The 13,702-nt window shown below is 27.6% G+C and carries 12 protein-coding genes and 1 other annotated feature; of the genes, 1 reads left to right on the top strand and 11 read right to left on the bottom strand.

What is annotated here, in order from left to right; translation table 11 throughout:
* Positions 1 to 68 precede the first annotated feature (68 nt).
* From Q0W06_RS07375 to Q0W06_RS07345, 7 genes are all read right to left on the bottom strand, one after another.
* On the bottom strand, positions 69 to 959 hold the full coding sequence (locus Q0W06_RS07375; protein WP_297633374.1) for a DUF368 domain-containing protein: 891 nt from the start codon (positions 957 to 959) through the stop codon (positions 69 to 71).
* Positions 960 to 1,159: 200 nt separating this feature from the next.
* Entirely contained in the window at positions 1,160 to 2,158 is a 999-nt protein-coding gene (locus Q0W06_RS07370; RefSeq protein ID WP_297633372.1) for an inorganic phosphate transporter, read from the bottom strand.
* Positions 2,151 to 2,771 (bottom strand): DUF47 family protein, encoded by a 621-nt coding sequence (locus tag Q0W06_RS07365; RefSeq protein WP_297633370.1) that lies wholly within the window; start codon positions 2,769 to 2,771, stop codon positions 2,151 to 2,153. Before Q0W06_RS07365 ends, Q0W06_RS07370 begins: the two co-directional genes overlap by 8 nt.
* 216 nt (positions 2,772 to 2,987) lie before the next feature.
* Positions 2,988 to 4,490: a DUF1846 domain-containing protein gene (locus tag Q0W06_RS07360; protein ID WP_297633368.1), complete on the bottom strand. Its 1,503-nt coding sequence runs from the start codon at positions 4,488 to 4,490 to the stop codon at positions 2,988 to 2,990.
* Positions 4,491 to 4,670: 180 nt separating this feature from the next.
* Positions 4,671 to 6,065, bottom strand: a complete 1,395-nt coding sequence (locus Q0W06_RS07355) for an MATE family efflux transporter (protein WP_297633366.1) — start codon at positions 6,063 to 6,065, stop codon at positions 4,671 to 4,673.
* Positions 6,066 to 6,211: 146 nt separating this feature from the next.
* Entirely contained in the window at positions 6,212 to 7,381 is a 1,170-nt protein-coding gene (locus tag Q0W06_RS07350; protein ID WP_297633364.1) for an aminotransferase class I/II-fold pyridoxal phosphate-dependent enzyme, read from the bottom strand.
* Positions 7,378 to 7,860 carry an Lrp/AsnC family transcriptional regulator gene (locus tag Q0W06_RS07345; RefSeq protein WP_297633362.1) on the bottom strand — a complete coding sequence of 161 codons (483 nt, stop codon included), beginning with the start codon at positions 7,858 to 7,860 and terminating at the stop codon, positions 7,378 to 7,380. Before Q0W06_RS07345 ends, Q0W06_RS07350 begins: the two co-directional genes overlap by 4 nt.
* A gap of 57 nt (positions 7,861 to 7,917) precedes the next feature.
* Positions 7,918 to 8,141 (bottom strand) — a binding site (T-box leader).
* A 129-nt stretch (positions 8,142 to 8,270) separates the two neighbouring features.
* Between Q0W06_RS07345 and Q0W06_RS07340 the strand changes: the two genes are divergently transcribed.
* Positions 8,271 to 9,050, top strand: coding sequence for a histidinol-phosphatase (locus Q0W06_RS07340; RefSeq protein WP_297633360.1), 780 nt, complete (start codon positions 8,271 to 8,273; stop codon positions 9,048 to 9,050).
* Positions 9,051 to 9,124: 74 nt separating this feature from the next.
* Here the strand turns inward: Q0W06_RS07340 and Q0W06_RS07335 are convergent, their stop codons facing one another.
* The 4 genes from Q0W06_RS07335 to Q0W06_RS07320 all read right to left on the bottom strand — a co-directional run bounded on the left by Q0W06_RS07335 (position 9,125) and on the right by Q0W06_RS07320 (position 13,643).
* Complete coding sequence (locus Q0W06_RS07335) at positions 9,125 to 10,279, bottom strand: hypothetical protein (RefSeq protein ID WP_297633358.1); 1,155 nt, start codon at positions 10,277 to 10,279, stop codon at positions 9,125 to 9,127.
* 117 nt (positions 10,280 to 10,396) lie between these two features.
* Positions 10,397 to 10,909: a hypothetical protein gene (locus Q0W06_RS07330; RefSeq protein ID WP_297633356.1), complete on the bottom strand. Its 513-nt coding sequence runs from the start codon at positions 10,907 to 10,909 to the stop codon at positions 10,397 to 10,399.
* A gap of 77 nt (positions 10,910 to 10,986) precedes the next feature.
* Positions 10,987 to 12,408, bottom strand: a complete 1,422-nt coding sequence (locus Q0W06_RS07325; RefSeq protein ID WP_297633354.1) for an aminotransferase class I/II-fold pyridoxal phosphate-dependent enzyme — start codon at positions 12,406 to 12,408, stop codon at positions 10,987 to 10,989.
* A gap of 11 nt (positions 12,409 to 12,419) precedes the next feature.
* Entirely contained in the window at positions 12,420 to 13,643 is a 1,224-nt protein-coding gene (locus Q0W06_RS07320) for a pitrilysin family protein (RefSeq protein ID WP_297633352.1), read from the bottom strand.
* Positions 13,644 to 13,702: the final 59 nt, after the last annotated feature.

The following is a 13,702-nucleotide window of genomic DNA, read 5'->3' as shown; positions in this document are numbered from 1 at the left end:
TTTTACTAGCTTCATAACTTTTTTTACTGTGTCCTTGACATAGGGTCCACTTTAGACAATCCTTTTTTCTATTTACTTTTCTTTTCAAGAATTATTTTAAATCTTTCAAGTCCAACTATTAAAGCTCCACCTAATATAAAGAATATTGGACTAAATGTGCTAAATGACATAGCCGCACTTGGAACTTCTGCTGATGTTGGTCCCATTATTACTGCATAAATAGATCCTATCATAAGTCCTAATATACAATATGTTGTTGCAGATCTAAAATTAGCTAATAAATATTTTACTCCTCTTATGGTAACAGCTATTCCTGTTAATACACCAATACCAAAAATAATTACTATTGGCATGTATTGAAATTGCATTTTTAATACACCTTTTATTGCGCCTAAAATCGGTGCATATAATCCAAATATTAAAAGAATAGTCGATCCTGATATTCCTGGAAGCACCATTGCTGAAATAGCTACCATTGCTGCTATAAATACATATACAACTAGTCCAATATTTAAGTTGTTAGCAGCTACATTTACACCTGCTTCACCACTTACTGGATTAAAATATGTAATACAGAATACAACTAATATTCCAATTACCATAAAGATAATATTTTTATAATGTCCTACTAAGCATTCTTTTTCTTCTTTCCAAATTATAGGAACTGCAACTACAATAAATCCTATAAATAATGAGCTTATTTCATATATATGATTATTGAATATTGATGTTATAAATAATACAGAAAGAATAAATCCTGTAATCCATCCAATTCCAAGTTTTATTAAAAACTTTATTGCTTCTTTTCTTTCTTCCTTTGTCCCTGTTACAACATTATTAAGTGAGTTTATAAATTTATCATAAAACCCTAATACAAATGCTATCGTTCCTCCTGAAACTCCTGGAACACTATCTGCAAGTGCCATACAAAATCCTCTTATAAAATTAATTATATACATTTTCCATCTCCTTTTTATATCCTTAATTTAGCAATGAATATTTTTATTTTATCCTTTTTTCAATATAATTTCCACATTTTATTATTATTTTTAACAATTTATCAATTTTTTCTTTTCTTTTAGATAGAATTTTCATAATTTTAAATTTTAAATTAGGGCTGTCATATAAACAGCCCTTCTCAATTATTAAAAACTTTATTTTACATTATAAATTTTACTACCGTTATTAAAATCCCTGAAATTATAGCACTTAAAGGTATTGTTAATATCCATGCCCAAATTATCTCTTTTGCAACTCCCCATTTTACTGATTTTAAATTTTGAGAAGCTCCTACTCCCATAATCGTAGTTGTCATTACTTGTGTTGTACTTACAGGCGCATCAAAAAAAGTAGCTCCTAATATCGATATAGCTGCACCTATTTGAGATGCAAATCCTCCTGATGGTGTAAGTTTTGTCATTTTATCTCCCATAGTCTTTATGATTTTTTTTCCTCCTACGGAAGTTCCAAGTGCCATGGCACATGCACACGCTGCAATTACCCATATAGGCACTTCAAAAGTGCTTATAACTCCGCCACTTAAAAGTGCCATAGTTATAATCCCCATAGATTTCTGTGCATCATTTGCACCATGGTTTAAAGCCATAAATGCTGTTCCTAATATCTCAGCTCTTAAGAAAAATTTATTTGCTTTTCCAAATTTCACATCTTTAAATATCCAATTTATACTCACCATTATTATATATCCTAAAATAAAACCTATAGCTGGTCCTAATACAAGCCATATTACTACATGATTAAATACATTACCCCATTGGATTTTATCAATACTTCCGTTAAATGCGATTCCGGCACCAATTAAAGACCCTATCAAAGTATGAGATGAACTACTTGGAATTCCAAAATACCAAGTTATTATATTCCATATAATACATGCTACTAAAACTCCAATTAAACACCATTGAGGTAAATATTTATGATTTATAATATCATCCCCTACAGTTTTTGCAACTGCAGTTCCCATAAAAGCTCCGATGAAGTTAAATACTGCACATAAAAGTATTGCTGTTCTAGGTTTTAATGCTCTTGTAGAAATAGTAGTTGCAACTGCTGTAGCAGTATCATGAAATCCATTTATAAAATCAAAGCTTAAAGCTAACACAACTATTATTCCCGTTATAATAAGTGCACTATGCATGTTTCATTACAACTCCTTCAACAATAGCTGCTACTTGTTCGCAGTTATCAAGTGTATTCTCTAGCATAAGATATATATCTTTCCATTTTATTATTTCTATTGGATCTGTTTCTTTAAATAAATTTGTGATAGTTTTTCTATACAATCTATCCCCTTTATGTTCAATCGAATTTATTTCCTTTATCTTTTCTACCATTAAGTTTTTCTTACCTATCTTCTTTAACTCTTTCATTAATTCCAATAGTTCATTTGTTATTTCTATAATCATTTTACATAACTCTAAAGCTTCCTTAGACACTTTAGTAATGTTATACATTATAAGTCTATTTGCTGCTGAATCTATATCATCTAAAATATTATCCATTTTCTTTATCATTCTAAAAATGTCTTCTCTATCTATAGGTGTTATAAACGCATCATTTAATTCTATTATGCTGTCATGAACTAAAACATCCCCCTTGTGTTCTAACTCACCTATTCTCTGTGCAATTCTTTCCTTTTCCTCTAAATTTTTAAATGCCTCTTCTAGCAAAATTGCTGATTTTTGTATATTATCTGCTTCCTCTACTAATGTAACAAAAAACTTATCTTCTTTCGGATTAAAGTTAAACATTTATTCCAACTCCTTAAAATTCAAATATGTTATACATTATTAACACCTCCTTAGTATAAATGTTAAATTTTATTTTTTGAATACTTATCTATTTTATTTAACTTATTGTTGTTTTTATTAACCTATAATACATATTAGTTTCATTTTATTAATAATTAAACCTATATAATAAAAAAAAAGATGAAATCTATTTAATAAATTTCATCTTTTATACACTTAATAATATAAGTTATTAGTTAAATATTCTGGATCACAAGTTATGTCTATACCTAATTTTCTAAAAGTTTGTTCATCATTGTTACTAATTATTGTTGTAGAGTGAGCTTTTGATCCTTTTAAATCTTTTAATTTTGATAAAGCAACTTGTGCCATTGGATTAGTTGCCGCTGAAATACTTAATGCCATTAAAACTTCCTCACTACTTAATGCTGATGTTTTATAAGCTAATGATTCTCTTTTCAATTTAATAATTGGCTCTAATATTACTGGAGAAATTAAATGAATTTTATCATCAATCTTAGCATAATGTTTTATTACATTTAATATTACTGCAGCTGAAGCATCTATTACATCAGTATTTCTTCCTGTAAAAATTTCATCATCTTCTGTTTGAAGTGCAATTGCTTGAATTGGCTCATTTAAATCAAATCTTTCTTTAAGTTCTAAAGCTTTTTCTCTTGCATGACCTACAACAACTCTATCTCCTTCTTTTAAAGATAGTTCTTCCATAATCAATGCAGCTCTTTCAAAAGTTTCTTTATCTACATATCCTTTTTTGTATTCACATGCTGTTTTAAAGTATCTTCTTATAATTTCTTGTCTTGATGCTTCTTTTACTACTTCATCATCTATAATTCCAAAACCTACTCTATTTACACCCATATCTGTAGGTGATTTAAATTCTGATTCAGCACCTCTTATTTTTTCTATTATTCTTCTTAAAACTGGAAAACTTTCAATATCTCTATTATAATTTACTGCAACTTTATTATAATAATCAAAATGGAATGAATCTATCATATTAACATCTTTTAAATCTACTGTTGCAGCTTCATATGCTATATTTAATGGATGTTTTAAAGGTACGTTCCATACTGGGAATGTTTCAAATTTTGAATATCCCGCAACATTTCCATGCTTATATTCATGATATAATTGACTTAGACAAGTTGCAAGCTTTCCACTTCCTGGTCCTGGTGCTGTAACTACAACTATTGGCTTAGTTGTTTCTATATATGGATTTTTTCCATATCCTTCATCACTTACTATAGTATCAACATCTGTAGGATATCCTTTAGTTGCACTATGTTTATAAACTTTTATTCCTCTTCTTTCAAGCTTGTTTATAAACATATTAGCTGCTGGTTGCCCATTATATCTTGTTATTACTACACTATTAACTTCTAGATTATAGCTTCTTAAATCATCTATTAATCTTAAAACATCTACATCATAAGTTATTCCAAAATCGCCTCTTATTTTATTTCTTTCAATATCTCCAGCATAAACACAAATTATTATTTCTACTTTTTCTCTTAATTTATGTAATAATTTTATTTTTGCATTTTCATCAAATCCTGGTAAAACTCTTTTTGCATGAAGGTCAAATAATAATTTCCCTCCAAACTCTAAATAAAGTTTATCATAGTTATTTACTCTCTCTAAGATATACTTTGACTGTTCTTCTAAATATTTTTTGTGGTCAAATCCAATTTTCATTACTACACCTCGTATTGTTATCATCATTTTTCAATATTATTTATTATGTCATATTCCCTTATTAAAGTAAACCTATCTTCTACTCTCTAAGTAGTTTTTTTATTGTTACTTTTCTATTAAAAATTTTATAAATGGGACTATCTTTAGATAATCCCATCTTAAAATTTTATTTTATTATTTTTAATTATCTATTAATTCCTTTTCCTCTATCTTTTCTTCTATTACCATTTTACTTAAAGTCTTTTTATAGAAAATAATAAAACAAATTATGGTGGTTGTTGCTGCTACTATATCTGAAATCGGTTCTGCACATAAAACACCCATTAATTTATTTTCAAAGAATTTTGGTAAAATTAATGCTAATGGAACTAATAAAACCATTTTTCTTAAAAGTGCTAAAATCAATGAAATTTTAGCTTGTCCAAGAGCTAGAAAAGTTTGTTGACATGCCATCTGAGCTCCAAAGATAAATATTCCAGCAAAGAAAATATTCATAGACCATGATGTAATTTTTATAAGTTCTGGATTCGTATTAAATATTCTTACAAATATTTCTGGATTTAGCATTGCAACAGCCCACATAATACCTGTATACATTACACTACATACTAAAAGAAGTTTAAAACATTTTTTTACTCTATCTATATTTTTTGCTCCATAGTTATAACTAATAATAGGTTGTGCTCCTTGTGTAAGTCCCATTACTGGTAGTATTATTATTTGCATAATACTACTCATGATAGTCATAGCACTAACTGACAAATTACCACCATATTTAAGTAACTGGTTATTCATTGTAATTATAACTAAGCTTTCTGTAGCTTGCATTATAAATGGTGATATCCCTAATGCCATAACACCTAACATAATTTTCATTTCTGGTTTTAAATATTTTTTCCTTATCTTTAAAATACTTTTTTTCCCAAATAGAAATTTTAATACCCAAATTGCTGATACAGTCTGTCCTATTACAGTTGCAAATGCTGCTCCTTTAACTCCCATATTTAATCCAAAAATAAATATAGGATCTAAAATTATATTTATTATTGCTCCTATCATTACAGTTGTCATTGCTATTTTAGCAAATCCCTGAGTTGTTATAAATGTATTCATTCCAAGAGCTATTTGAACACAAATCGTTCCTAATAAATATATACTTAAATAACTTTCTGCATAAAAAATTGTTTCATTTGTTGCACCAAAAGCTCTAAGAATCGGTGTCTTAAAGATTAAAAATCCTACAGTCAAAATAATGCCTACTATAATCAAACTAGAAAAACTGTTGCTCATTATTTTTTCTGCTCCATCATTATCTTTCTCTCCCATTTTTATTGCTGCAAGAGGTGCTGCTCCCATTCCTATTAAAGCACTAAATGCCGATACTATCATTAAAATTGGAAATGCTACTCCAACCCCTGCTATTGCAAGCTCTCCCGCTGGCATCCTACCTATAAATATTCTATCAATTATATTATATAGAACATTTACTAACTGAGCGATAATCGCTGGTAGGGCTAAACTAAATAAAAGTCTCCCTATACTTCCTTTACCTAAATCTGTTTTATCCTTATTCATTTACTCCTCCTTTAAGTTAACTTTTAGTTAATATTATACATTATTTGTTAACTTTTTCAAGGGTAATAAATACATTCTACGCCTATATTTTTCAATAATAAAAAAATGGACTATACGGAATAGTCCATTTTTGCCATATTCTATTTTTATTTTGTATTTTTTTGAACAAATCTCTTTATTCTTTTTATTCCCTCTATAAGATCTTCAGTTGATGCCGCATAACAAGCTCTTATATATCCTTCTCCACACTCACCAAAAGCGTTTCCTGGAACTGCTAGAACCTTTTCTTCCATTAATAATTTTTCACAAAATTCATCCGCAGTCATTTTAGTAGATTTTATACATGGAAAAACATATAGTGCTCCTAAAGGCTCAAAACAACTCAGACCCATTTCTCTAAATCCATTAACTAATATTCTTCTTCGTCTATTATATTCATGTGCCATTTTATTAACACTATCATCACCATTTTTAAGTGCTTCTATTGCTGCATACTGAGCTGTAGTTGGTGAACACATAATTGCATATTGATGTATCTTTTTCATTGCATCAATTAATACTCTGTTTCCACAAATATATCCAAGTCTCCATCCAGTCATTGCATAAGCTTTAGAAAATCCATTTATAACTAATGTTTTATCTTTTACTTCTTCAAATGAAGCTATAGATACATGCTTCTTATCATAAGATAATTCTGCGTAAATTTCATCTGATAATATTATAATATCCTTATCCTTTACTACATCTACTATTTCTTTTAACTCATCTCTTGTCATTATTGCTCCAGTAGGATTGTTTGGAAAAGGTAGGATTAAAACTTTTGTTTTTTCTGTTATTGCTTCTTCAAGTTGCCAAGGCTTTAACTTAAAATTATCTTCTTCTCTAAGATTTATAATCTTAGGCTTTGCTCCTGTGAAAGCTGTACATCCTTTATAAGCTACAAAGCTCGGTTCTGGAATTATAACCTCATCACCTTCTTTTACTAAAGCTCTAAGTGCTAAATCAATTCCTTCACTTCCACCAACTGTTACTAAAATTTCATCCTTAGGATCATAATAAGTATTAAATTTTCTATCTAAATAATTACTTATTTCTTCTCTTAACTCTATAAATCCTGCATTAGATGAATAATGAGTATGTCCTTTCTCTAATGAATATATGCCCGCTTCAGTTACATTCCAAGGTGTAACAAAATCTGGTTCACCAACTCCTAAAGAAATTACATCCTCCATCTCATTTATCATATCAAAATATTTTCTTATTCCTGATGGAGGCATTTCTCTTACTCTATCTACAATCATATCTTCTAATATCATATAAAAATAGCCTCTCTTCCTTTTATTTGTTTATCTTTAAATACCCTTCCATGTTCTTTATATTTCTTCATTATAAAATGCGTTGCCGTTCCTTGCACATACTCTTGTACTGCTAATTTTTCTGATACAAACATAGCAACTTCTTTCATAGTTTTCCCTTCAATTATAACTGTTAAATCAAAGCCACCTGATGACATTAAATAACAAGCTTTAACTTGTGAGAATTTATATATTCTTTCTGCAACTTTATCAAACCCTTGTCCTCTTTGAGGGGTTATCTTAACTTCTATTAATGCTGTTACAGTTTCTGTTCCTGTATTTTCCCAATTTATAAGTGTTGTATATCCTGCAATTATATTTTTTTCTTCATAATCTCTAATTGCATCTCTAACCTCTTCTACAGTTTTTCCTGCCATTACTGCTATTTCTTTATCCGTATACCTACTGTTTTTTTCTAATATTTCTAATATTTCTTCCATAACCTTCTCTCCTTTATTATTATATTTTTTAATAAAAAAATCCCTTTCTATCTATAAGAAAGGGACGAATTTTTCGTGGTACCACCCTAATTTAGAAGAATTTTCTTCTCTCATTAGCCAATTTAACCTTTGGTCATGGTTTTTACTTAATTTAAGAATTCTCTTAAGTTCTCGTAAAAAAATTCATAGACTGCCTTCAAAAATAATTTATATTAACTTTCACCTACCGTTAACTCTCTATAATAAATTTATTTTTTACTCCTTCTAATCATTATTTTTATCATTATTTTTATCATTTTTATTTTTCTATATTATATTCTTATCTAAAAATAAATTCAATAGTTTTATATAATTTTTTCTTTTTTATGATACCATATACTTAGATAAATTTATAAAAAGGAAGTGTTTTTATGTTAAAAACTAATTTTCATACTCATACTACTCGTTGTCTACATGCAGAAGGTTCTGATGAAGAATACATATTAACTGCTATTAAACTTGGATATAAGACTTTAGGTTTTAGCGATCATGGTCCATATCCTGATAATAGATTTGGTCTTAGAATGCAGTATGAAGAATTAGATGAGTATTATAATTCAATAAATACTCTTCGTGAAAAATATAAGGATAAAATTGAAATTTTAATCGGCTTAGAAATTGAATATGATAAGGAGATGGATTCTTATTACAAAGAACTTCTAAATAAATTTGATTATCTAGCCTTAGGACAACATTTAACTCCTAATGAAGGTGGTTTTATAAATAATTTTGAATTAACAGAAACTAAGCCCTATATAGATTATGCACTTTCTATTAAAGAAGCTTTAAATACAGGCTATTTTTCTTTTTTAGCCCATCCTGATTTAGTATTTTTAAATCCTTTTGAATTAGATGCTAATGGTTTGCTTGCTACTGATATTATCTTAGAAGCTGCTAAAAGAACTAATACAATTTTAGAATTCAACGCTAATGGAGTACGTCGTGGAATTCATCATTTTTTAGATGGTAATAGATATCCATACCCTGATAAAAGATTTTGGGAAAAAGTTTCTTTTTTAAACCTTAGAGTCTTAATTTCAGCTGATGCACATGAACCTAATGCTTTAGGTGATGCAGGCTTAAATAAAGCCATATCACTTGCTCATAAGTGGAACTTAAATGTAGTTTCAAAAATTGATTTTCGTAAGTAAACTTTAAAAGAATAGGGTATTCCCCTATTCTTTAACTTTATATAAAATTTACTTTTTATATAACTTTTAAATATTCATATCTCTTCTAATCCATAATTACTCCATAAATTATTTAGAACATTTTTCGAGAAAAATGATGGTAAACTCGGTCCAAGTTTTATATTTTTCATTCCAGAATATAATAATGCTAATAATTCCATAATATCTTTTTCGTCATGCCAAGAAAATACTATAGATGAAAATATATTATTCCCTTTAACTTCTTCTTTTAACTTCTTCATTATTTGGATTATTAAATATGTTCTATCCCATTCTCCTAAATTTAAAATTTCTAAATTTCTGTCTAAATTTAAACTTTTTAACTCAGTTTCTATAGAAGTCGATGTTAATATTATACAATTTGTTGGGACTTCATTCACTGTCTTTAAATATCTCTTTAATCCTTTTTCATTTCCACATAGTATAATCAAATATTTTTTTTCTTCATTTATTTCTTGGACCAATCTTTTAATAATTTGCCAAGTTTCATCTCTTTCCTCTTCTATTCTCTCTTTTTTTCTAACTTCATCCAAAAATGTCTCTTTATTTTTTTCAGCAAACAACTCCATTACCCTTATTCCCATTTCTCCCACTTTAAAGAATAACTCTAGAAGTTCTCCATAACTTATATTTCTATCACTTATATAATCTAATGCTTCAGTATAAAATCTATCTACTTCATTATCCTTTTTTCCTAATTGTCTCGCTTTATTCCCATACCATGATATACCTTTCAATCCATATTTAACTGTTTCCTTTAAAGATCTAATATCTTCATTTTTTTCATTATCACATAATATACAAGCCTCTTTTCCATCATTTATCATTTCATCCTTTGTTTCACTTAATTTATAGAGACATTCTTCTTTTGTTGATTTTCCACTTTCCTTTTTAATTAACTCCTTTACTTCTTGAAGTTTTTTTAATTTATGGACATATTTCTCAATATTTAATTTTTTCTCTGTCATTGTCATAAAAAGTGCTTCTTCAACTTCTCTAATCACATATTCATCTACTTCTCCACCTTTTCTAAAAACCTCATTAGCATATGTTCCTATTCCTTTTAATTGATATATTATAAGATCTTGAAGTGCTGCTATATCTGGTGTTTTTCCACATTCACCTAGTGTAGTGCAAGCTTTTCCTTTTTTTCTTTGTTCACATTGATAACAAAACATTTTTTCTTTCATTTATGTTCTCCTTTATCTAGTAATAATCAATTTTTATTATTAGTAAAGAATTTATTTTTTATACTTATATAAAATAAAAGATAGAGGGATGTAAAAACTTACACCCTCTATCTTTTACTAATTATCCCAATATCTTCTTCCATCTTCTTGGTCTAATTGCATATATTCATCAACATTCATACTATAACCAAATTCCGACTCAAAAGATTCTGAACATTCTCTTTTTTCACAGCCATCTTCATGATGGTGATGGTGATGTTCTTTTTTGCATTCACAATTACAGCATTCATCACAACAATATTCGCAGTTATCCCATATACCACAATCTTCTTTATAACATTCAATTGTTTTTCCAGTTAACATACTGATTTTTCTTAAAATTGGTTTTAATTGTTCGTTTATTTCTTCTGCTTCTTCTAATAAACTATCTGCTTTACATTTTAATGCTTTTGCTCTTACTAATGTTTCATTTGCTTTTGTTTCATACACTTTTGCTTCTTCTAATTTTCTAGCTATAACTAATTGCATTCTCATAGAACATGCAATTAATTCTTCTGTATATTTTCCAAGTTTACAACATTCGTTTTTATCACAAGATTGTTTTTTTGAGCAAGATCCCTTTTTATTCATATATCATATCTCCTTTTATCCTCATAAGTTCATTTTATATAATACAATATATGAATTTTCCACCTTTATGTTTCCTATTAATTACCTATTATTTTAATTTTTCTATTTTCTATTCCTATAATATCCCTTTTCTCATCTAAATAAGCCAGTATTATTTCAATTATTTCCTCTGTTACCTCTTCTCCAGGGCAAAGCAATGGAATTCCTGGCGGATATGGTACAATATGTTCTTTAGTAATTTTTGAGACTAATTTTTCATTAATTTCTACTTCAATATATTCTTTATCTAACATTTCAAACGGTTCATACTTTTTATTTGGTATCTCCTGAATAAATCTACTTTTAGAACTTACCTTTTGTTTAATATCCTCTAAATTTAATTTTTCTAATGCTTTATACACTTTTTCAAATTCTTCATCTTTATGAAATGTCGAAAATAATAAAACTACCCCTCTACTAAAACTCATCTCACACTGTATTTTTTCTTTTCTTAAATATTCTAAAAGTAATTCTCCTGAATATTCTTTTTTTAAAAATATTGTATATCGTGTTTTATCTATTAAATATCCATCTTTTAAATCCTCTTCACCATAAATATGAATACCTCTAAGTTTTTCTATTTTAGATTTCCACTTTTCACATCTATGTATTAATTCTTCATAGTCTTTTTCTCCATATACTTCCATATAATATCTTCCATAATCTAATGATGCTAATAATAAATAAGATGGTGATGTAGATGTTAATGCATTAAAATAAAAATCTACCTTAGAATTTTTCTCATTTACAATCAAATATGCACCTTGAGTAAGAGATGGAATTGTTTTATGCGCACTTAAAATAACATAATCTGCTACCGATGTTAAACTTTTTGGTAGACTTTCACTACAATTAAAGTGTGCTCCATGAGCTGAATCTATAATAGTTTTTATTTTTTTATTTTTTAATTCTAATATTAAATCTTTTATATCGTAACATACGCCAAAATAATTAGGATATGTTAAAATTATACCTTTTACATCTTTATTCTTATCTATCGCTTCTTCTATATCCTTTTTAGTTGGTGGTAAAAAGATATCTTTTTCTTTATCAATTCTTCCTTTTATATAGGATACTTTTAATTTTTTTAATATTAATGCATTATATATAGATTTATGACAATTTCGTTCTATTAAAACATGATCTCCTTCTTCAAATGCTGAGAATATACTTATTAAATTTCCTTCTGTGCTTCCATTAACAAGAAAATACGCCTTGTATGCATCATAATATTTTCTTAAAAGCTCTATACTCTCTTTTATTATTCCTTGTGGATGATGTAAGTTATCTAAAGGCTCTACTTCTGTTATATCTAGATACCCCATCTTTTCTAAAAATTCTCTTCCTATATAATCTTTTGAAAAACCTTTTCCACATTTATTTCCTGGCATAGAAAGAATCAAATTATCTTCTTTATTATATTTTATAATCTCTTCAAGTATCGGTATTCTTCCATTCATATAAATTCCCCTTATCTTTTATTAGATATCACTTGAATACTTTTTTTGCTAAAAAGTTTTTTAGTCAAATCTTTTAAATACTCTTTATCTATATAGTCTAAATGGATATCTTCATTTAAATATACCTTATAGCTTTCATACATAGTATCATAAGTTCCTAATTCTTTTGCTAAAATAATCCCTTGTTCTTCTCTAAATAATCTTTTCAATTTAAATGCTTTCTTTAAATTTTCTATCTCTTCTTTTTCCAATTTATCTATTATCTCTGTTAATTCTCTAATAGATTCATTTACTATTTCTATAACATTATTCACATTCGCATTAGCTGTTCCTAGTGTTATTTTATATAATTTTATTCCCTTTTCATATGCAATTTTAGGAATAACATCATAGATTAATCCATTTTCTGTTCTTAATCTATTATAAAGTATTGAGTTAATTCCATTACTAAATAACTCATTAAAAATTCTTAACCCTTTTATTTCATCATCATTTAATTTCTCAATTGGGAAAATAAATTGAATTTTAGAGTTTGCTATTCCATCTCTATAATCTTTATAAATCCCCTCTTTAAAGTCATCATATTCTTCATGTTTTTTAACTATATCTTTCTTTTCTTCCCACTCTCTAAATACTTTCCAAACATTGAATTTTACTTCATCAAAATCCATACCACTAACTACTGCTATACTAGAATTCCCTGGAAAATAAAAGCTATTATAAAAATTCTTTATATCTTTTAGTGTTATGTTCTCTAAATCTTCTTTTCTCCCTATGATTGGATATTTAATTCTTCTTCTCTCAAATGTATTGAAAAATTGCTTATCCTCTGTAAATTGTTCTAATTCCTCATCCCATTCTTCTAATTCTTCTTTTATAACCTTAATCTCTTCTTCAAACCCTTTTTCAGGGAAAATAGGATTTATAATTACATCTCCTAATATATCTAATCCTTTTGATAAATCTTCCTCTAAAAGTGTTCCATAATAAATTACATATGGATAATTTGTCATTGCATTATTAAATCCAAATACTGCACTTAAATCACTATTTATTTTATTTTCACTTCTATTTTTAGTTCCTTTGTACACCATATGTTCTGTTGCATGAGCTAATCCGTAAATATCTTCTTCCATATCAGCTCCTCCATCTATGGATATACAAACTGATGTAAGGTTTGATTCTCTTTCTATATATATTAATTTTAATCCATTTGAAAAAACATGTTCTTTCATAAATTTTCTCCTTCATAATAAAAATAGGTGAAGCCTTAGAAGCTTCACCTAAATTATAT

The sequence above is a fragment of the uncultured Clostridium sp. genome (assembly GCF_947072515.1).
Classification (GTDB): domain Bacteria; phylum Bacillota; class Clostridia; order Clostridiales; family Clostridiaceae; genus Clostridium.
This window is presented reverse-complemented; position numbering and strand designations above follow the sequence as displayed.